This window comes from Bradyrhizobium sp. SZCCHNRI3052 (assembly GCF_032484895.1).
Lineage (GTDB): Bacteria > Pseudomonadota > Alphaproteobacteria > Rhizobiales > Xanthobacteraceae > Bradyrhizobium.
Window position 1 is genome coordinate 145,937 of record NZ_JAUETW010000016.1, and the last position, 19,808, is coordinate 165,744.

Here is a 19,808-nt window from a genome sequence, read left to right on the forward strand (position 1 = left end):
GCCGCTTCGGCAGCAAGAGCACCTTTGAGGGCTACACGCCCCGCCGATCCACTCCACCGGCTCTCCCCTTCCCTCGGCCGCCAACGAACGCCGCCGCTGCGCCACCGAGGGCCTATTGCTGCTTCTCCCAGAACGAGAGCAGGCCCTGGGAGGCCGAGCCGCCGATCACGCAAGGGATGCCGACGGCGACCTGCCCCAGCGCGGCGGCCGAGACACAACCGAGCGCAAGGGCGCCGACGCCGAGCTGTCCCCAGAAATCCATGTTGCGCCGGGCGTCAGAGCCCCTGGTCTTCAGCTCCTCGACGGCGGCGACGGCATCCTTGCGGACGGCGCCGAGCTGCACCGTATCGGCGGCCTCAACCACCTCCCTGAGCGGCTCCTTGACCGGTCCCGACTGCCGCGCCAGCTCCTCCCGGAGATAGTCGCGCAGGCTGGCATCGCGCACCGAATAGCTGGCAAGCGTATAGCGCGCCATGCTGCCGATCGTCAGCTTGTCGACCGTGTCGCGGCTCTTCGACCACGGCAGCATCTGCACGATGCGCTGGATCGGTACGCGCGAGCCGGTTGCGAAGTAATAACCCCAGAGGATGTCGAGCAGATCCTGGTGGGTCGCGTAGCTGAGCCGCGTGTCGAGCTTGCGCTCCTCCTTCTTGAACGGATTCTGCGTCAATGCGCCACGCAGCTTGTCCATCACGCCAGGCTTCGTTTCCTCCAAGGGGATGTCCATCAAGGTCGGCTGTGCGCCGCTCAGATAGCCGTCGATCATCACGCGGCGGCCCGGCATCTTCGGCGCGACCCTGCGCATGAGATTGCGCCAGTCCGGCAGACCTGAATAAGCGATGGCACGCACGACCACCCACTCCTCCTCGGGAGGCACGGGAAAGAAGCTGTTGACAAGTTGTTCGGCCTTGGCGGGATTGGAGCCGATCGCCCCCGCGATGAAGCCGAGATAGATGCCCGCGTTCTCCGGCTCCTTGAACGTCTGCGAATGAAACAGCACCCGGACCGCCGCCGGCACATGGGCGTAGTCGGGCTTGGTGCGATAGTTGTAGATCCAGTTCTGGACGACACCGAGCGACGCACGTGGGTCGATCTCTGGGACGACCGCAGCAGCAAGGGCTGATTGAACGAAAGTGCAAGCGATGAGGGCCAAGGCGATCGCGCGCATGGTCTGCTCCCGACAAACGTTCGCCGCATCAGCATCTGCTGGCGCGTACGGATGAGGACGATGCTGCACGCCGTTTGAATCGACTCTGCGTCGATTCTGCGGCCGCGCTCGGTTTCCCTCCCGGTCACCCTTCGCAGGCGTGATCGCAGGCCCCCGAGTCTCCACGGCCTCGACATGATTTGGCCGCCCACCGGCTTTTGCATCCCGGCATGACGAGCAGGCAGACGCGCGCATGTTGACCGCCCGAGACAGCCGGCACCGCGGAGACAGCAGATCGCGACACGTCGCATTGATCGTTGCGACGCTGTCGGTGCTGACGTCCGCGCCGCCGGCGGTGGCGGGCGAAGCCCTTGCAGTACAGGGCAATCGGCGCGTCGATGCCGACACCGTGCGATCCTATTTTCACGCTGACGCCAACGGGCGCTACGACGTCGCCGCGCTCGACGCCGGCTTGAAGGCGCTGGTTGCGAGCGGACTGTTCGACGACGTGAAGATCAGCCGCGCCGACGGACGGACCGTGGTCCGCGTCTCGGAAGCAAAAGTGCTCGATCGCGTCGCCTTCGAAGGTAACAAGAAGGTGAAGGATGCGGAGCTCACGGGCGCGGTGCTATCAAAGCCGCGAGCCGGCCTGCAACGCGCAACTGTCCAGGGCGACGTCGCCCGCATCATCCAGGCGTATCATCGTGCGGGACGCGACGACGTCCGCGTCGTCCCGGAGATCATCGATCGCGGCAACGACCGCGTCGATCTCGTCTTCACCATCACCGAAGGCAGGAAGACGCCGGTCAGGGCGATCAACTTCACGGGCAACCGCGCCTATGGCGCCCGACAATTGCACGCGGTGATCAAGACCTCGGCCACCAACGTGCTGAGCTTCGTGACCGGCGGCAACGTCTACGACGCAGATCGCGTCAACGAGGACCGCGAGCTGCTGCGGCGATATTACCGTGACCACGGCTACGCCGATGCCGAGGTCACGAACGTGAGCGTCGACTATGACGCGGCAAATGGCGGCTACAACCTCACCTTTGCGATCGAGGAAGGCGGACTCTATAAATTCGCCGCAGTCGACGTCTCCTGCAACGTGCAGGGGCTGGCCTGCGACCGCCTGCGCACATTGTTGCTGACGCAGCAGGGCGACACATTCGACCAGAGCAAGATCGACAAGACCTCGGACGTCCTGGCGGCCGAACTTGGCAAGCTCGGCTTTCCGTTTGCGCAGGTCGAGCCCAGGATCGATCGGCATGCGCAGGATCGGCAGGCCGACGTCACCTTCCAGATCGAGCAGGGACGGCGCAGCTATGTCGAGCGCATCGAGATCCACGGCAACACGCGCACGCATGACGACGTGATTCGACGCGAGTTCGACGTCAGCGAAGGCGACGCCTACAACAGGACGCTGATCGACCGCGCCGAACGTCGCCTGCGCAACCTCAACTACTTCAAGACCGTCAAGATCTCGACGCGGCCGGGCTCGGCCAGGGATCGCGTGGTGCTGGATGTCGAGGCAGTCGATCAGGCCACCGGGGACTTCAACGTCTCCGGCGGCTATTCGTCCACGGACGGATTGCTCGCCGAGATGAAGATCGGTGACCGCAACGTACTCGGCACCGGCAACACTGCGCAGGCCACTTTCACCTACGGCCAGTTCGCGCGAGGCGCCAGCCTGTCCCTCACCTCGCCCTACGCCCTCGGCCGAACGACACCCGGCATGGAGCTGTTCGCGCGACAGAGCATGGTCAGCACATTCCAATCGTTCGGCAGCAACACCTATGGCGGTGCCCTCACCCTGGGCATGCCGGTCAGCGAGCAGACTGCCATGCTGTGGCGCTATTCGCTCTACGACCAAAGGGTGGTGCTCGCGCCGGGGATCTCGCCGGCGGCGGTGTCCCTGCCGGTTCGCCAGGCGGTCGCAGCCGGACGGCAGACGGTGTCCTCGCTCGGCAATACCGTCACCTACAGCTCGCTCGACAACAACAAGGTGCCGACCAGCGGCATTCGTTCGCAGTTGACGCAGGATCTCGCCGGTCTCGGCGGCGACGTTCGCTTCTTACGGACCACGGGCGACGTCCGCTATTATCGGTCGATCAACAGCGACCTGACCGGCATGGTGCGCGCGCAAGGCGGCTATATCACCGGATGGGGCGGCCAGCAGGCGCCGCTGCTCAACAGCTTCTTCGGCGGTCCCACCATGGTGCGCGGCTTCGCGCCGGGCGGCTTTGGGCCGCGCGATCTGACGCCAGGATCGACGATGGACAATGTCGGCGGCAGCCTGTTTTGGGCGACCACGGCGGAGCTGCAGGGCAACATTCCCGGATTGCCGCAGGAATACGGCCTGCGTGCATCGGCCTTCGTCGACGCCGGAACCGTGTTCGGCTATCGCGGCCCGACCCAGAATGTCCAGGTGGCGAACAGGAACGTGCTGCGCTCCTCGGTCGGCGTCGGCATGACCTGGGCATCACCGTTCGGACCGCTTACCGTCGACTACGCGGTCCCGATCAGCAAGGCGGCGCACGACGTCGTGCAGCCGCTCCGTTTCAGCGCCGGCGGCTTCTGAGCCGACACCACAACATGGACGGAGCGCCGCGTCACGTCAGTACGGACTGTAGTAGTAACCGGGCGGCCCGTAGTACGGACGAACATAATATGGCCGCGGTGCGTAGTACACCCGTGGCGGCCCGTAATAGCCGGGTCCGGGATAATAGCCGGGCCCATAGTAATAATAGTCGTCGTGCTGATGCGCGGCGATTGCGCCGATGGTGCCGATCATTGCACCCATGATGGCCAAGCCGGCGGCTGGATTGCCCCTGTAGACGCGGCGATAGCGCCGACGAGCGCTGAGATCGGTCAAATCGCCGGCTGTCGCCGTCGCGACCACCGGCTTGTTGGCCGGACCCGCCGCCCGCTCATGAGCTGACGCCGGCGCGCTTGCCACCACGGCGATGGCCGCGACGGCCGCAATCGCGATTTTTCCACCGGCCGAAGGAGATCGATATTTCCCGCTGAACATGGCATCACCCTTCACTTCACTCGTTCCCAAATACAACATGCCCGGGCGTGCAGCTTGACCTGTGTCAACTCAGGGACCACCCCGGCCGTCCGGCGGCACGTACGCATTCCGCAATCGTGCTTAGACGCGACGTCACGCCCCCTGGTTCAGCCCACCGCCGCATCGATTTCTTCGAACCGACGGCCCCCCGTCGGGAACCAATGGCTGCACACCGACGCCGTCCATCATGCCGTCGGCAACAGGAGTCCTCATGCCTTCCAGACTGACACGCCCATTCTTCAGCGCCGTCGCCACGCTGGCGCTCACCGCTTCGATGGCGAGCGCCGGTGACAGCGCGACCTCGCTGTTCAAGGTGGTGACCGTCAAGGACGAGATCGTCATCGGTCTCAATAGCGACGAGTTGGCGACGATCGGCGGCAGCGATGCCAGCGCCGTTGCGCGCGCACTGGCGCAGAAAGGCGACCTAGCGGCCTGGCAGTACAACGTTCATCGCGGCCCGAACGGCGAGCTGCAGATGACGCCTTCGGCCAAGATCGGTTTGCTGTCGCATGCCTCGCTGCGCGTCGAGCCCTACAGCACCACTTATGTCGTGACGCCGCATCCCTGAGGGAAAACGATTGTCCGACCGGCGCTCGTACCCGTCGACGACGGTACGAGCGCCGGTCGTGCCGGCCGTTAGCTCTCACCCCGACGGCCCGATCGCACGGCCCCATCGCATTTCCTGGCGATCCTGTCGGTGGACAACCCGTAGACCACGGCCAGCCGGTCCAGGCACTCCTTGAAGCGCCGGGCGAAATAATCATTCCAGCGCTGGCTGGCGAGCCCCCGCTTGTGTCCGATCCGCTCCATGGTCAGGCCATGCACCAGGACGTCATGGGTGATCGCCGCCCCGTCGGCGCCGAGCTCGCGCTCGGCGCGGTTGAGCCGCAGCACCGCCTGCCTCTGGCCTTCGGTGACCGGCTCACGCCCACGGGCGCCGTCGACGTGCTCGCGCGAGGGATCGATCGCCTGCGGGCCCCGCTCGGCCCGCTCCCAATCATTCTGGAACGCCCGTCCGGCCCGGTATTGGGCGTCATCCAGCTGCTTATGCGCGTGCAGCCGGCCGAGCGGGTCGCTGCGGACCGATCGCAACGCGACGATCTTATCACCGGGCTCGAGCGCCAGCGGATCGTCGATCTCCACGGGAATCACGTCTGCATTTCGCGGCAGGTCGTGAGCTCTGCGGTCGTGGGTCTTGGACATGCGATGGGGCTTGCTGCGTCTGGGGCGCGCCATGTCTCGTCTCCGGAAATTGGATGGGGTCGGTTCGGGTCGGGTTTGCCGCGCTCTACGCGGCCGCGACCAGCCGCAGGATCAAGGGGCCGGCGGGACGCACGGCGGCCTCCTCGGGCGGAAGCCGCGTGAGATGGTAATGCGGCGTGCAGTAGCAGGAGCCGGGCTGGCGCGGATGGCCACAAAAGGTGATGGGATCGTCGTCCCGGTCGCCGCCATAGGGATAGCGGCAATCGTTGCGCTTGAGCTGGTCCAGGGACAGCAGGCGCGGGCTGATGCCGACGCAACGCAGCTTGACGGCCGCGGCAGCCTTCGCCGGGGACGGCATCGGCCGCACCGCCGCGTCGGCGCCTCGCCGTCCGGTTCGGGGCGCCGCGGACATCGACCGGGGCGCGGATCGCGCGGCTTTCGGCCCGCCCGGCGCGGCCAGCCCGAGCCGCTTGCCGCGGCCAAGCGTCGCGTTCCGCGTATAGGCGGTTCCGAACTGCGCATTGAGGGCGCGCGCGATCTCGGCATAGGACCGCCCCTGGGCATGAAGCTCGCACAGCATCTTGGAATGCTGGTCTGGCCAATCTGTGGATTGCATTCTCGCCTCTTCCTTCTGGGTCGGGGCCGCCGGATCCGCCGGCTCACCCGACGGCCAAATCTTCCGATATTCCGAAGAAAAAGTCAAGCTTGAGTTCTGATTATTCGAAACATATAATCCCTTCCGAGATTCGCAAAAGAGGTCAAAGCCATGTTGGACGTTGCCATGATCGAGCGTGCACTCGAGAAGCCGGGAAAGACGAAAGGAGGGTTGGCCCGCGCCATGGGCGTGCGGCCGGGCGCGGTCTCCGAGATCCTCGGCGGCCAGCGCCTGATCAAGGCGGCCGAGATTCCGCTCATCACGGAATATCTGGAGCTCAATTCCGTCCCCATCATGGGGCGGGTCGGCGCCGGCTCGGTGATCGAGCCGGATTACGAGCAGGTGCCCGTCGAGGGCCTCGGCGAGGTCGCCCTGCCCTTCCCGATCTCCGAGGAGACCATCGCCTTCGAGGTCACGGGCGATTCGATGCTGCCGAAATACGAGAATGGCGACGTGATCGTGGTCTACCGCGAGCAGCGGCACCCGCTGTCGAGCTTCTACGGCGAGGAGGCGGTGGTACGCCTCAAGTCCGGCGAGCGCTACCTGAAGACGATTGAACGCGGCAAATCGCCGTCCGTGGTCAATCTGAAGAGCTTCAACGCCAAGCCGATCGTGGGGGTCAAGCTGGACTGGATCGGCGAGATCTTCGTCACCCTGCCACGCGGCCAGATCTCGCGGATCCGCGCCAAGGCGGCCGCCAAGTCGCGCGCCCGCGCGGCGAACAAGTAAGACTCGACGCCGGATGCAGGGGGAACGCCGCGGCGTTCTCCCTGCATCCCGCCTCCAAGGGAGGGTAGGCACCGCGCCTGTGGCGCCGTCGTGATCGACAATTCTGAGCGACATATGGGGATGTGCGTCCATAGCCTCGCGGCGCCCAGGCGTCCGAGTGATACAGTGGTCTCACCCTCTTCAAACGAGAGGGTGCAGGGAAGGCCGGACCTCGACTGAGGCCCGTGGCCCGCCTGCTCAAAAAATGCAGGCGGCAGGTACCACAGGTCCAGCCGGAACGATCCGGCCCTCCCTGCGCGATGGTTTTCACGGCTGCTTCGCGTTCTCCCCGGTGCGCCGGGCTTGTTGGTCACCGTCACCCACGCGGCGCTGTCAGCGCCGGCGCAGGCTTGATACCGGCATCGGGGTATCAGGACCACGCGACTTGACCGTACGAGCCGGTGTTGTTCGTCGGCGCGAATGACCACGCTGCAAACCGGCTCGCCCATCACTCCCCGCCTCCACGTGTCGTGACGACCGCGATACGCCTCTCTCCATGAGGCGGGATGCGCGTAGACAATCATGAATTCTGAAAAAGAGAAAGAAGAATTTTTCGGCCCGGCGGACCAGACCGGGGCAATGCGTTGAAGCCTCGCCCAAAACAAGCGTTTCCGCACACGTCGTCTGCAGGCGATCGAAGGCCATGAACGGACCATCGTGCGGGCGCATCGACCCTGATTCGCCCGACGGGCGTGACGCCTTGCCACCAGCCGCGCCCGGCGCCCGGATCAGTCCTCGACCCGCAGCTCATCGCGATGGACGTAGCAGTCGGCATTCGGAGGCGGCGGTGGGACAGGCTGGTCTTCCGCTATCTCGGCTCCAAGCGGTGACCCGCCCCGACGATCCACGGGCCGCCAGCGAGCGGACCCGCTGTGCCATCGCGTCATCGCCGACGTCCGGCCGGCGTTGACGACGTCGCGCAAGCGGATTGATCCCGATCAACGACCAGGCGCCGCGCCGGAGCAAACTCATCTTCAACCTGTGGCTGCACAGGCAGGACATGGGGGAAACGCCATCATGGGAAACGCCATGCGGAGATATCTTCTTGCCTTTACCTTGGTGATCGCCGCACTCGGCTTTACGTCGTCGGCGCGTGCGGGATGCTGGCCGAACGAAAACTTCCACCTCGTGTGCTGGCTGGATACCTATGGAACGGCGTGCGAAGCGCACCACGCGCTGACCAGCGTCAGAGCCGTGCTGTATCCAGAGCCGCGCTACTCGTACTATGAATTCGAGGTTTCGCACTGGTGGACGGCCCACAAGACCGTGGCCTGTCCGCCGAATCAAAAGACGACGTTCAGCGGTGTCTGGGACCGGGAAACCGGAAAGGCGGAGGAAACGGCGACCACCGGCATTTCGTCGGTGACGAGGCGCGTCTATTGCAGCAACAATCCCTGGACGGGCCAGGGGCCGCCGACGGTGCCGATCTGCTCATATCCGGCCGATGATCCGAACGTGGGACTGCCCGTCACCTCGGCGATGCTCACGCAAAGCCAGCGAGACGATCTGCTTCGCGTTCAGGAGCCGTTGCATACCCGTTGCCAGCAGATCAAGCCACTCGAGGACGAGGTGTCGTGGCTGAACGGTCGCCCCATCGTCGAGGTGGTCGCGTCCCATCATGAATATCAGAAGCTCGAATGGCATCTGTGGTTCATGGACTTCGGCGAGTTCGGACCGTGGCATGAGGTCGCGGCACCGAAGCCGAAGGGCCCTTTGATCTGGAAGGGCACGACCTATACCGAGCGCCGCATTGCGACATCGAGGCACAGATATTGGCTGAACAAGCCCGGCCGCTGGAAGGTGGTTGCGAAGCCGAAGCCGACCGCGGCGGCGGCGCAGGCGATCCCGATCAGCGTGACCACCGAATGTCCCGGCGCGACGTTCAACGTGCAGTGATGGGCGATGACGCGGTCCTCATGGCGTGCGGGAACATGCTTCCGCACGCCACGTCACATCGCCTGGACTATCTCTGCGCTGATACCGGCGTGGTCGCGGCCGCGCAGGCTGGGGATGGAGTCGGTGAGACGAGGGTGGACCGAATCAGTCTTGACAAAATTCTGATTTAAAGAAATAATGGAGCGATCACAGTCAGCCGAAGGCGAACCGGCGCTCCATGCAGTATTTCGTCGTGATGATCGACTACGGCCGGCGCGGACGCGAGGCCGTGGTCGATCCTGAGATGACCCGGCGCGACGTCGTTGCGCGCATCGCGTCGGGGGAATATTCGAACGTCAGCTTCATCCACGAGATCGTCGACCGGTCGGTTGCCGACGTCACGGCCGACATCATGTCCGAAGCCGCCCTGCCCGAGATCGATGGGCGGGACGCCGACCTGCAGGCCGCCCGGTCCGATCACCTCCGCGACCTGCGCAAGCACGAGCGGGTTTGACCCGGCTGCGCCGGCCCTATCGGGATCTCGCGACCGGAGGACGCGCCAGATCAGACCAGAAAGACCGTCGAGCCGGTCGTCTTGCGTGCCGCGAGATCGGCGTGAGCCCGGGCCGCCTCCTTGAGCGGATAGGTCTGGTTGACCTCGATCTTCACCGCGCCAGATTTGACCACGTCGAACAGCTCGTTGGCCATCGCGACCAGGCTCTCGCGCTTGGCGGCGTAGGTGAACAGCGTCGGCCGGGTCACGAACAGCGAGCCCTTCTGGGCGAGCAGCCCGAGATTGAGCGGATCGACCGTGCCGGAGGACTGGCCGAACAGCACGGCGTAGCCGAGCGGCGCGAGGCAATCGAGCGATTTCAGGAACGTGTCCTTGCCGACGGAATCATAGACCACGGGCACCTTCTTGCCGCCGGTGATCTCGCCGACGCGCGCGACGAAGTCCTCCCGCGTATAGATGATGGTGTGCTCGCAGCCGTGGGCCTTGGCCAGCTGCGCCTTGTCATCGCTGGATACGGTGCCGATGACGTGAACGCCGAGATGCTTGGCCCACTGGCTGAGGATGAGGCCGACGCCGCCGGCGGCGGCATGCAGCAGGATGGTCTCGCCCGCCTTGACGCGGTAGGTCTGCCGGATCAGGTACTGGGCGGTCAGGCCCTTGAGCATCATGGCAGCGGCGGTCTTGTCGTCGATCTCGTCGGGCAGTTTCAACAGCAGCGCGGCCGGCATCAGCCGCGCCTCTGAATAGGCGCCGAGCGGCGACGAGCCGTAGGCGACCCGGTCGCCCACCTTCAGGTCCGTCACCCCTTCGCCCAGTTCCTCGATCACACCCGCGCCCTCGCTGCCCAGTCCGCTCGGAAGCTGGACCGGATAGAGCCCGGAACGATTGTAGATGTCGATGAAGTTGAGCCCGACCGCCGTGTGGCGGATACGCGCCTCGCCGGGGCCGGGCTTGCCGACCTCGATCTGCTCCCAAGCGAGAACCTCGGGACCGCCGGTCTTGTGGAAACGAATGGCGTTCGTCATGGGTTATCCTCCCTGTCGGATCGCGCGACGCTGCGCCGCTCGGCCGCGCGCCGGCCCCCCTTGCGGGCCGTTCGAGCTTTGTTTTTCCGCGACCGAACCTCGGTCATCCGTAGCCGCTGTCGGCTCGGTTTGGCAATCGGCTTTGCCAGCCGGCACAGGAACAACGTTCACCGTTCCAGCGTTCATCGGCCATAGCGTGGAGTCCGAGCCCATGCCGCCCAAACGACGCAGCGCAGTAGTCAATCCGGCCATGCTGATCGAGCTGGCCTGCCACACCTTGATGGGCATCGCCATGGGGCTCGGCTTCGCCTTCGGGCTGACCCAACTGGATGCGTTCGGCATCTCGACCCTGATCGCCCACAGTGTCGATCCGCACGCGACGCTCGTGATCTTCGTCGGTGTATTGACGCTGTCCTTTGCTGTCGGCGCAACGCTGACAGGATTCGTATTCACGATGATGGAGGAGAGATAGACCCGACGCGCGCCCAGCTTGTCATATGCGCGTCGCGCAAACCATGCAGATGGACGGCAGGTTCGACCGGCGCGGAGATGACGAAATGGCCGGACTGCTCGGTGCAGGCGATCCGCGGCTTCGCGAGGCCCGCCTCGGATCTGTGGGCGATGTTACACCGTTGGGCGCGCGGCCCTCATGAACGGCTGGCTAGCTCTGTTCGCGGCCGGAGCTCTCGAGATCATCTGGGCGCTTGGCCTGAAGCATTCCGACGGCCTGACGCGCTTCTGGCCCAGCGTCGCCACCGTGATCGCCATTCTGCTCAGCTTCGCGATGATGTCGCTCGCGCTGCGCTCACTGCCGTTTGGCACCGCCTATGCGGTATGGACCGGGATCGGCGCGGCCGGGAGCATCCTCGCCGGCATGATCCTCTACAGCGAGCCGGCGGACCCGACACGGCTGATCTGCCTCACGCTGATCATCACCGGCATGATCGGGTTGAAGCTGAACTCGCCGGTCTGACACCATCGACGACCTCCGGCAGGAGCGCGACAGCTCGACGCTGCCGAACACGACCAGGGCGAGCACAAACGGCAACAGGTGATAGAGCGCGCGGAAGATCAGCAGCGCCGCCAGCAGGCGCTCCTGGTCAACGCCGCCCAGGCCCAGCAGGATCGTTGCGTCGAACAGGCCGATGCCGGCTGGGGCATGGCTGGCAAATCCAAGCAAGGTCGCGGCAATGAAGACCGCCATCAGCCGCGCGAGGTCGATGCCGAGTTCCGGCGGCATGAGGACGTACATTGCCAGCGCCGCGGCGCTGAGCTCGAACAGGCCGACCACGATCTGCAGCAGCACGGCGGGCCCGGACGGCAGTCGAACGGGCCAGCGCGCACTTCGCCGCCCGGGCCAGCTCCACACGACGAAGGCGGCAACGGCGCAAAGCAGTGCCGCGGCAACGAGACGGTTGATCGCCGGCGGCCAATATTCCATCCATCCGAAGGCATCCGGATCGATCATCAAGCTCAGGCCGAGCGCGGTGAGATTTCCGAGCCAGAAGGTCAGGCCGGTCAGGAAGCTGATATTGGCAATGTCGATCGCACCGAGCCGGTACGGCGCGTAGATCCGATATCGCACCAGCGGCGAGACCAGCGCGACCGCACCGATGCCGTGCGCGATCGGGTAGCTCGTGAAGCTGCCGAGCGCGGCGGCGCGATAGGGAATGTCCCGGCGGCCGATCGTCCGCAACGCGAACAGGTCGTAGAGCGTGAGGCTGGCGTAGGAGAGGACGATGAACGCCAGCGCCATCGCGATCAGATGAAGGTCCGTGGCCTCGACGATCGACAGAACATGAGCAAGGTCGAGCTTCTTGACGGCGCGTGCCAGGACATACACGGCCGCAGCTGCAATCGAGAGGCTCAAGGCCAGTCCGCCCAGACTGCGCAACCAGATTCTGCGGTTCGATCGCAGCGGCGGAACGTCGGTCAGGTCAGCCATTCAACGTGTTTCGCTTCAAACATGCGCCGGCCGATTCGAGCAGGACGATGGCGCCGTTTGACACACCGATGTGACAGCGGCGTTACCGTTGTGCGCTGCCCACATCGCTTAATTATCTGTTAACGACGGACGATCGTTCACCGCTACCAACACGGCGAGCTGCAATGCAGCACCACATTCGCGATCATTCAAATTTGAATTAATCGCGGGCGGGTTCGAGCGTAATGACGTGGACCGTATCAGTACGGATGCATGAAGGTCGCATCTTCGTCACGCGGACTTTCTAAGACGAGCGCCGGACGTCAACATTCGAGGCAGCATGAACGCGGAATTCGAACACGAACTCACGCCGGACCAATGGGAGACGCTGAAGGCGCTTCGCATTCCCGCGCGTGAACGCCGCAGGCTGAACGGCATGATTGTCGACGAGCTCACTGCATTTGGACTCGCCTCAATCGACAATGGCGCGGCAACACTCACAATGGCCGGCCGCAAGGCGCTCGTCAGGGGATCCTCACGCCTGCTCGATGTCGCAGCCTGATCTTTAGGAGCGCGGCCTCCCCTTTTTTGAAGAGCCGCGCTCCGAATTCACCACATCGATTTCCGCGCACGCTCGGGCCACTCGCGATCGTACGCCGCGCCGTCGATGTCGTTGGCCGTCATCGCCGCAAGGATCTGTCCCGGCGTAGGCAGTTGCTGCGGGTCGACCCGCTTGTCCGGGTTCCAGAGATCGGCACGAACGATCGCGCGCGCACATTGGAAGTAGATCTCTCCCACCGTCATGACCAGGACGGAGCGCGGCAGCTTGCCTTCCATCCGGAACGACTCCAACAGATCGGGAGCGGTCGACAGGTGACCGTGCCCGTTCACACGCAGCGTGTTGCCCGATCCCGGAATCAGGAACAGCAGTGCGATCCGCGGATCGCGCACGACGTTGCGCAAGGAATCCACGCGATTGTTGCCGCGGCGATCCGGCATCATCAGCGTCTTGTCGTCATGGATGCGGATGAAGCCGGGAAGATCGCCGCGCGGCGAACAGTCGAGACCTTCGGGACCACACGTCGCCAGCGCCACGAAAGGCGACTTCTCGATCATGATCCGGTAGTGCGGCGTCACGCGATCAGCCACCTTCGCCGTCGATGCCAGCCCCGTCTCGCCATAGATCGCCTCGAGCTGCTCAATCGTGGTGATGATCGACATGGCCGCTTCCTCCCTCGGATCCGATCGGTTCTGCGTCGATCGGTCGCTTGATGATGTTCGCCAGCCTGTGACCGTGCGGCTCGGGATCGCCGACATTGACGATCGTGACGTCCGCCGCGGTGTCCTCGCTCACCGCCCGGTGAAGACGCTCACCGATATCGCCGTCACTCGGGCGGTGCCGCTTGCCGAGCCGTTCGGCGAGAACATCCGCCGGCGCAGTGATGGCGATGACGACGACGTCGGCATAGTCCCGCCGCGCGGCGGGAATGATCGTTCGCGAGACGTTCACGACCACGATGCGGCCGGCCAGGATGTCATTCTTGATCGCGCGCGGCACGCCGTAGTCGTGTCCGTGGGCCTCCCAATGCAGCGCGAACTCACCGGCGCTGAGCGCCTCACGAAAAGCGGACGCGCTCATCTCGAGATTATCCTCGAAAGCCGAGGCCTCGCGCGTGACGATCCGCCGCGGAAAAACGATCCGGTCGTCGCCAGCGCATTCGCGGCGCGCCACATTGAGCAAGGTGTCCTTGCCCGCGCCGCTCGGCCCGACCACCAGGATCAGGCGGCCGGGACCGAGCTTCGCGGGCGTCTTCGCCGATGCAACCTCGGTTTCGCTCATGCCACCCGCTGTCCTTCCCGCCAGACGCTGCGCACGACCGACAACTGGCCCGCGACATGGACGCGGATCAGGTCCGCACGCTTGCCCACCGCGATCTCGCCGCGATCATGCAGGCCGACGGCGTCCGCAGGGGCCTTGGTGACGGTGCGGACGGCCGCCGCAAGACCGATGGACGGCACCCGCTGCGGCAATTGCAGCGCGCCCATCAGCAGGCTCGACGGGACGTAGTCCGACGACAGAATGTCGAGCAGGCCCTCGTGCGCCAGGTCCACGGCGGCGATATTGCCGGAGTGAGACCCGCCGCGCACCACGTTCGGAGCGCCCATCAGAATGCTGATGCCCGCCTGGTGAAGGCCCCGCGCGGCTTCCATCGTGGTTGGAAACTCCGCGACTGCGATGCCGTCCTTGATTGCATCGGCGACGTTCTCCTCCGTCGTGTCATCGTGACTGGCCAGGGGCACGTCATGGGTCTTCGCCAGTGCAACGATGTCGCGCATGTTCGGCGCCGCATAGGCCTGCTGATAGGCGAAGCGGCGTGCGAACATCACGTCGAGCTCCGCATCGGTCTTGCCGCCGCTCTTGCCGCGATAGTAGTCGCGCAGCTTGCCTTCGTCGCGAAACTGGCGCTGCCCGGGCGTATGATCCATCAGCGACATCAGCCGCACATCCGGACGCCCCGCCAGTTGCCGCGCCTCCTCGACCACGGTCGGCATCGGCACCTCGCAGCGCAGATGCAGGAAGTGATCGGACCGCAGCAGCCCGCCGTCGCGCGCCGTCGCGATCGCTTCCGCGAGCACATTGGCCTGGCCGTCGACGCCCTCGGCGCCCTCCTCGCTCCACACCCGCAGCGAATCCAGCACCGTCGTGATGCCCGCGGTCGCAAGTTGCCCGTCATAGGAAATGACCGCAGCAACGGGATCCCAATAGACCTTGGGGCGGGGCACGAAATGCGCCTCGAGGTGATCGGTGTGCAGTTCGACCAGCCCGGGCATCAGCAGGTCGCCGCCGGCATCCAGGCTGCCGGCCGGCGCCGCCCCCTCGCCCAGTTCCGCGATCAGGCCTCCGGCGATCGCCACCCAGCCCTGCTCGACGACCCGGTCGGCGAGGACCAGCCTGGCATTGCCTATCACGAGATCGGACATGTTCGCGCTCATCTGCAATGTGTACCTCATGCCGCCGCAGCGAATGTCGTGACGTCGACCGTACGATCCGCAATCTGCGCACGGATATCGTCATCATGCACGATCGCGAGCATCGCCACCCCGTCCTTCTTCTTCGCCGCAATCAGGTCGACCACGACCGCACGGTTCGCCGCATCGAGCGACGCGGTCGGCTCATCGAGCAGCAGCACCGGGACATCGGAGATGAAGCCGCGTGCGATGTTGACCCGCTGCTGCTCGCCGCCCGAGAAGGTCGATGGCGGCAGCGACCACAGCCGCTCGGGAATGTTCAGCCGCCGCAGCAGTCCCCCCGCTCGCACCCTCGCATCGTCGCGCGGCAGGCCGGCCGCGAGCAGCGGCTCGGCAACGACATCGAGCGCAGGGACGCGCGGCACCGCGCGCAGGAACTGACTGACATAACCGATGGTCTGCCGCCTCGCATGGAGGACAAGGCGCGGCTCGGCGCCGGCGAGATCGGTCATCTCGCCGAGGTGCCGGACGCCGATGCGTCCGCCATCGCAACGGTAGTTGCCGAAGATCATCTTCAGGATCGACGACTTGCCAGCACCCGACGGTCCCGACAACACGACGCATTCGCCGGCCTTGACTTGGAACGACACGCCGCGCACCACGGGCAGCGATATGCCGCCCTGCAGATGCATGGTGAAGGTCTTCTCTGCATTCTCGACATCGATCATCACGGTCATCGCATTGGGCCCAATTGCATCATGGCGGCAGGATCGAGGACACGAGGAGCTGTGTGTACGGCTCGCGCGGATCGTCGAGCACCTGGTCGGTGAGGCCGGTCTCGATCACCCGCCCCTCCTTCATGACCATCACACGATGAGACAGCAACCGCGCCACGGCCAGATCGTGGGTCACGACGATGGCGGCGAGGCCGAGTTCGTTGACGAGGCTGCGCATCAGATCGAGCAGGCGCGCCTGCACGGAGACATCGAGGCCTCCGGTCGGCTCGTCCATGAACACCAGCCTGGGCTCGGTCACCAGATTGCGCGCGATCTGCAGCCGCTGCCGCATGCCGCCGGAATAGGTCCGCGGCGCATCGTCGATGCGGGCAACGTCGATCTCCACGCGCGCGAGCCAGGACGAGGCGGTCTGCCTGATCTGACCGTAGTGATTCCAGCCGACCGCCATCAGCCGCTCGCCGACATTGGCGCCGGCGGAGACCGCCATGCGCAGGCCTTGCGTCGGGTCCTGATGGACATAGCCCCAATCGGTGCGGAACAGAAAACGGCGCTCCGCCTCGCCAAGGCCGGCAAGATCGCGCAGCACCCCGTCCCGCATCCGATAGGACACGCGGCCCAACGTCGGCGCCAGTTGCGCCGACAGCATCTGCAGGAGTGTCGATTTACCCGAGCCGGACTCGCCGACGATGGCGAGCACCTCGCCGGGATAGAGCACGAAGGAGACGTCGCGGCAGGCTGCCAACCGGCCGTAGCTCTTCGCAAGCCCTTCCGCGACGAGCAGCGGCTGATCGGATGCGCTGATCATCTCAGCCATGGGCGCTCTCCTTGTGCGGGGCGGCGCTCTGCTCGCCACGATGTCCGGACGCCTGGCGGCCCTCGCAGTAATCGGTGTCGGAGCAGACGAACATGCGGCTGCCCTTGTCGTCGGTCACGATCTCGTCCAGGTAGGAATCCTCCGCGCCGCACAGCGCGCAGGGTGCATCGAACTTGTAGCGCGTAAACGGATGGTCCTCGAAGTCCAGCGAGACGACCGACGTATAGGGCGGAATGGCGTAGATTCGCTTCTCGCGTCCCGCGCCGAACAATTGCAGCGCCGGGCAATTGTCCATCTTGGGATTGTCGAACTTCGGCGTCGGCGACGGATCCATCACGTAGCGCGCGTTGACCTTGACCGGATAGGCGTAGGACGTCGCGATGTGGCCGAAGCGTGCGATGTCCTCATAGAGCTTGACGTGCATCAGGCCATATTCGGCCAGCGCATGCATGCGGCGGGTCTCGGTCTCGCGCGGCTCGAGAAAGCGCAGCGGCTCCGGGATCGGCACCTGATAGACCAGCACCTGCCCCTCGTGAAGCGGCGCCTCGGGAATGCGATGCCGGGTCTGGATCACGCTCGCCTCTTCCGTCGACGTCGTGGTCGCGACGCCCGCGGTCTTGGCGAAGAACTTCCGAATCGAGATCGCATTTGTCGTATCGTCCGATCCCTGATCGATGACCTTGAGCACGTCGTCGGGACCGAGAATGGCGGCGGTGACCTGCACACCGCCGGTGCCCCAGCCATAGGGCATCGGCATCTCGCGGCTCGCGAACGGCACCTGATAGCCGGGAATCGCGATCGCCTTCAGGATGGCGCGACGGATCATCCGCTTGGTCTGCTCGTCGAGATAGGCGAAATTGTAGGTCGGCGCGTTCATTCCGCAGCTTCCTTCAATTCGGGAACGGCATTGGCCTCGGCGAATTCCTGGCGCAGCTTGCGCAGCAGGCCGAGCTCGGACTGGAAGTCGACATAGTGCGGCAGCTTCAGATGCTCGACGAACCCGGTCGCTTGCACGTTGTCGGAGTGCGACATCACGAACTCCTCATCCTGCGCCGGCGCAATCACATCCTCACCCAGCTCACGCGCGCGCAAGGCGCGGTCGACCAGCGCCATCGACATCGTCTTGCGCTCGCTCTGCCCGAAGGCGAGACCGTAACCGCGCGTGAAGCACGGCGGCTCGGTGGCCGACCCCTTGAACTGGTTCACCATCTGGCATTCGGTCAGCTCGATCGATCCGAGCGGCACCGCAAAGCCGATCTCCTCGGCCAAGAACTCGACCTCGACTTCGCCGAAGCGGATTTCGCCGGCGAAGGGATGGTTGCGGCCGTAGCCGCGCTGGGTCGAGTAGCCGAGCGCGAGCAGAAAGCCCTCATCACCGCGTGCGAGATTCTGCAACCGCAGATCACGATCCGCGGGAAAGCTCAGAGGATCGCGGGTGAGATCGCCGACCGGCGCGCCAACATCGGCTTGCGGCGACGGCTCGATCAGCCCGTCCTGGCCGAGAATGTCGGTGACACGCGGCGTCGGCGCATTCGGCGCCTCGGCACGGGCCGGCGGCTCCGGCTCGGCGCCGGCCGCCAACTGCGGATCGAGCAGCCGATGCGTATAGTCGAAGGTCGGCCCGAGCACCTGGCCGCCCGGAATGTCCTTGAAGGTCGACGAGACGCGCCGCTGCACCCGCATCGCACCGGTGTCGACCGGCTCGGTTGCACCGAAGCGCGGCAGGGTCGCGCGGAAGGCACGCACCAGGAAGATCGCCTCGATCAGATCACCGCGTGCCTGCTTGATTGCGAGCGACGCGAGCTCGCGGTCGTACAGCGAGCCCTCGGTCATCACGCGATCGACGGCAAGCCCCAACTGCTCGGAGATCTGCGCCAGCGAAAGTTCGGGCACATCGCGATCACCCCGGCGTTCATGCGCCAGCAGCCGGTGCGCGTTCTCGATGGCGCGCTCGCCACCCTTGACGGCAACATACATGCCTCACTCTCCTGCGGAAACGAGTCGGGTCGTTCGCGGGATGGCGACGATGGACGAGCCATCGACCAGCACCACATCGACACCACGCGGAAACAGCTTCTCATTGATCGACAGCCGCTCGAACAGATCGGCGGGCGCGACCGTTGCACGGAACGATGTCGCCCCGTCGATGCCTGGACCGCGCAGCTTGAACGCCGGCCCCTCGGACAAGCTCGGCACCTGCAGGATCAGCGTCGTCGAGCGATCAGGGTATTCAGCACTGCCGAGCGCGAATGAATTCAGATCAGGCAGCGCTTCGGGGTCCGCCGCCACCGCAAAGCAGGCGAGCGCGGCATCGGCGACGATCGGCGCCCCGGTGTGAAACTTGAGCCAGGCGCCGACCTCGGGCGTGCCGGCGAGCGGCGCATCGAGCCAGATCGGCGTATCGTGATCGAACAAGGTCAACGCGATCGCGGCAGCACCAGGCATCAACGACGACGGCCGGCCGACATCGCCCTCGACCTGCCGCACATTGCCCGGACGCGCCATGGCCTCCATGACGGTACGGAAGGTGGATTGCGCGGACAGAACATTGTCGGCGAAACCGTGTTGCAGATCGGAAGCCGCGAGACCCATCAGCCCTCTCCTCGCACCATGGTGTAGAAATCGACACGCGTGGCCGCAGCCTCCTCCGCTCGATGCTCCCGCGATGCGCGCATCTGCTCCTGCAGCGGCGCGACCACCTGAGTCTCGATCGATCGCGCATGGCTCGACGACTGGATCATCGCGTCACACAGCGCCATCAGACGCGCCTTGCCGGCGTCTCGTCCGAGCACATAGCCGAACCCGACCTCGCCGCTCTCCAGCCGTACCGCGGCGCGCGACACCGTCGCTTCGCCGACATTGAACGGCGCACCATCACCGCCGATCCGGCCCCGCAGCATCACGAGACCATTCTCCGCCGGACGCAGGTCGCGATACTCAGGCAGCGCCAGTCCGTCGAGCCTGGCGCGGATGTCCGCATGCGAGGCATGCGCCAATACCCGCATCGCCGTCCTGCGCCGGTCCTGCATCGCGGTCTCGCCCTCCATCTTCACCTCGAACTTGCTATCGCGAAGTTGTCTATGTTAATAGACAACTTCGTAACGAA

At 65.3% G+C, this 19,808-nt stretch carries 22 protein-coding genes; 8 read left to right on the forward strand and 14 right to left on the reverse strand.

The window, feature by feature from the left end; genetic code table 11:
* Positions 1 to 112: 112 nt before the first annotated feature.
* Entirely contained in the window at positions 113 to 1,168 is a 1,056-nt protein-coding gene (locus QW887_RS31030) for a hypothetical protein (protein WP_315825140.1), read from the reverse strand.
* 232 nt (positions 1,169 to 1,400) lie between these two features.
* Between QW887_RS31030 and bamA the strand changes: the two genes are divergently transcribed.
* Complete coding sequence (gene bamA / locus QW887_RS31035) at positions 1,401 to 3,725, forward strand: outer membrane protein assembly factor BamA (protein ID WP_316195810.1); 2,325 nt, start codon at positions 1,401 to 1,403, stop codon at positions 3,723 to 3,725.
* 36 nt (positions 3,726 to 3,761) lie between these two features.
* Here the strand turns inward: bamA and QW887_RS31040 are convergent, their stop codons facing one another.
* Positions 3,762 to 4,178 carry a hypothetical protein gene (locus QW887_RS31040; protein WP_316166112.1) on the reverse strand — a complete coding sequence of 139 codons (417 nt, stop codon included), beginning with the start codon at positions 4,176 to 4,178 and terminating at the stop codon, positions 3,762 to 3,764.
* Between the two features lie 250 nt (positions 4,179 to 4,428).
* Between QW887_RS31040 and QW887_RS31045 the strand changes: the two genes are divergently transcribed.
* Complete coding sequence (locus QW887_RS31045; protein ID WP_316195812.1) at positions 4,429 to 4,785, forward strand: hypothetical protein; 357 nt, start codon at positions 4,429 to 4,431, stop codon at positions 4,783 to 4,785.
* A 68-nt stretch (positions 4,786 to 4,853) separates the two neighbouring features.
* Here the strand turns inward: QW887_RS31045 and QW887_RS31050 are convergent, their stop codons facing one another.
* Entirely contained in the window at positions 4,854 to 5,453 is a 600-nt protein-coding gene (locus QW887_RS31050; RefSeq protein WP_316195814.1) for a DUF6456 domain-containing protein, read from the reverse strand.
* 52 nt (positions 5,454 to 5,505) lie between these two features.
* Entirely contained in the window at positions 5,506 to 6,036 is a 531-nt protein-coding gene (locus QW887_RS31055) for a GcrA family cell cycle regulator (RefSeq protein WP_316195815.1), read from the reverse strand.
* 150 nt (positions 6,037 to 6,186) lie between these two features.
* On the opposite strand from QW887_RS31055, the gene QW887_RS31060 reads away from it, so the two are divergent.
* From QW887_RS31060 to QW887_RS31070, 3 genes are all read left to right on the forward strand, one after another.
* Positions 6,187 to 6,804: a helix-turn-helix transcriptional regulator gene (locus QW887_RS31060; protein WP_315713004.1), complete on the forward strand. Its 618-nt coding sequence runs from the start codon at positions 6,187 to 6,189 to the stop codon at positions 6,802 to 6,804.
* A gap of 945 nt (positions 6,805 to 7,749) precedes the next feature.
* On the forward strand, positions 7,750 to 8,739 hold the full coding sequence (locus tag QW887_RS31065; RefSeq protein ID WP_316166108.1) for a hypothetical protein: 990 nt from the start codon (positions 7,750 to 7,752) through the stop codon (positions 8,737 to 8,739).
* A gap of 217 nt (positions 8,740 to 8,956) precedes the next feature.
* The gene (locus QW887_RS31070; RefSeq protein WP_315713008.1) at positions 8,957 to 9,232 is read left to right on the forward strand and encodes a hypothetical protein; all 276 of its coding nucleotides are present in this window, start codon (positions 8,957 to 8,959) and stop codon (positions 9,230 to 9,232) included.
* A gap of 50 nt (positions 9,233 to 9,282) precedes the next feature.
* Here QW887_RS31070 and QW887_RS31075 read toward each other — a convergent pair whose 3' ends face one another.
* Positions 9,283 to 10,257, reverse strand: a complete 975-nt coding sequence (locus QW887_RS31075) for a quinone oxidoreductase (protein WP_315752890.1) — start codon at positions 10,255 to 10,257, stop codon at positions 9,283 to 9,285.
* Positions 10,258 to 10,468: 211 nt separating this feature from the next.
* Here QW887_RS31075 and QW887_RS31080 point away from each other — a divergent pair, with 211 nt between their 5' ends.
* The 3 genes from QW887_RS31080 to QW887_RS31090 all read left to right on the forward strand — a co-directional run bounded on the left by QW887_RS31080 (position 10,469) and on the right by QW887_RS31090 (position 12,743).
* Positions 10,469 to 10,729 (forward strand): hypothetical protein, encoded by a 261-nt coding sequence (locus QW887_RS31080; protein WP_315825146.1) that lies wholly within the window; start codon positions 10,469 to 10,471, stop codon positions 10,727 to 10,729.
* A gap of 177 nt (positions 10,730 to 10,906) precedes the next feature.
* Positions 10,907 to 11,230 (forward strand): multidrug efflux SMR transporter, encoded by a 324-nt coding sequence (locus tag QW887_RS31085; RefSeq protein ID WP_315713012.1) that lies wholly within the window; start codon positions 10,907 to 10,909, stop codon positions 11,228 to 11,230.
* 1,291 nt (positions 11,231 to 12,521) lie between these two features.
* The gene (locus tag QW887_RS31090; protein ID WP_315752889.1) at positions 12,522 to 12,743 is read left to right on the forward strand and encodes a hypothetical protein; all 222 of its coding nucleotides are present in this window, start codon (positions 12,522 to 12,524) and stop codon (positions 12,741 to 12,743) included.
* A 47-nt stretch (positions 12,744 to 12,790) separates the two neighbouring features.
* On the opposite strand, the gene QW887_RS31095 is transcribed toward QW887_RS31090, so the two are convergent.
* The 9 genes from QW887_RS31095 to phnG are packed head-to-tail and all read right to left on the reverse strand — an operon-like array spanning position 12,791 to position 19,749.
* Positions 12,791 to 13,402 (reverse strand): pyridoxamine 5'-phosphate oxidase family protein, encoded by a 612-nt coding sequence (locus tag QW887_RS31095; protein ID WP_315752888.1) that lies wholly within the window; start codon positions 13,400 to 13,402, stop codon positions 12,791 to 12,793.
* On the reverse strand, positions 13,380 to 14,021 hold the full coding sequence (gene phnN / locus QW887_RS31100; protein WP_316195818.1) for a phosphonate metabolism protein/1,5-bisphosphokinase (PRPP-forming) PhnN: 642 nt from the start codon (positions 14,019 to 14,021) through the stop codon (positions 13,380 to 13,382). Before phnN ends, QW887_RS31095 begins: the two co-directional genes overlap by 23 nt.
* Positions 14,018 to 15,175, reverse strand: coding sequence for an alpha-D-ribose 1-methylphosphonate 5-triphosphate diphosphatase (locus QW887_RS31105; protein WP_316195820.1), 1,158 nt, complete (start codon positions 15,173 to 15,175; stop codon positions 14,018 to 14,020). The genes phnN and QW887_RS31105 overlap by 4 nt, the downstream gene beginning before the upstream one ends.
* A gap of 14 nt (positions 15,176 to 15,189) precedes the next feature.
* On the reverse strand, positions 15,190 to 15,888 hold the full coding sequence (gene phnL, locus QW887_RS31110; protein ID WP_315810526.1) for a phosphonate C-P lyase system protein PhnL: 699 nt from the start codon (positions 15,886 to 15,888) through the stop codon (positions 15,190 to 15,192).
* 19 nt (positions 15,889 to 15,907) lie between these two features.
* Positions 15,908 to 16,702, reverse strand: a complete 795-nt coding sequence (gene phnK / locus QW887_RS31115; protein WP_315825148.1) for a phosphonate C-P lyase system protein PhnK — start codon at positions 16,700 to 16,702, stop codon at positions 15,908 to 15,910.
* Positions 16,695 to 17,579: an alpha-D-ribose 1-methylphosphonate 5-phosphate C-P-lyase PhnJ gene (locus QW887_RS31120; protein WP_316195822.1), complete on the reverse strand. Its 885-nt coding sequence runs from the start codon at positions 17,577 to 17,579 to the stop codon at positions 16,695 to 16,697. The genes phnK and QW887_RS31120 overlap by 8 nt, the downstream gene beginning before the upstream one ends.
* A complete protein-coding gene (locus tag QW887_RS31125) occupies positions 17,576 to 18,679 on the reverse strand; it encodes a carbon-phosphorus lyase complex subunit PhnI (protein WP_316195823.1) in 1,104 nt (367 codons plus the stop codon). The genes QW887_RS31120 and QW887_RS31125 overlap by 4 nt, the downstream gene beginning before the upstream one ends.
* Positions 18,680 to 18,682: 3 nt before the next feature.
* A complete protein-coding gene (gene phnH, locus QW887_RS31130) occupies positions 18,683 to 19,294 on the reverse strand; it encodes a phosphonate C-P lyase system protein PhnH (RefSeq protein ID WP_315713027.1) in 612 nt (203 codons plus the stop codon).
* Positions 19,294 to 19,749, reverse strand: coding sequence for a phosphonate C-P lyase system protein PhnG (gene phnG / locus QW887_RS31135; RefSeq protein ID WP_315713029.1), 456 nt, complete (start codon positions 19,747 to 19,749; stop codon positions 19,294 to 19,296). The genes phnH and phnG overlap by 1 nt, the downstream gene beginning before the upstream one ends.
* Between the last annotated feature and the right edge of the window lie 59 nt (positions 19,750 to 19,808).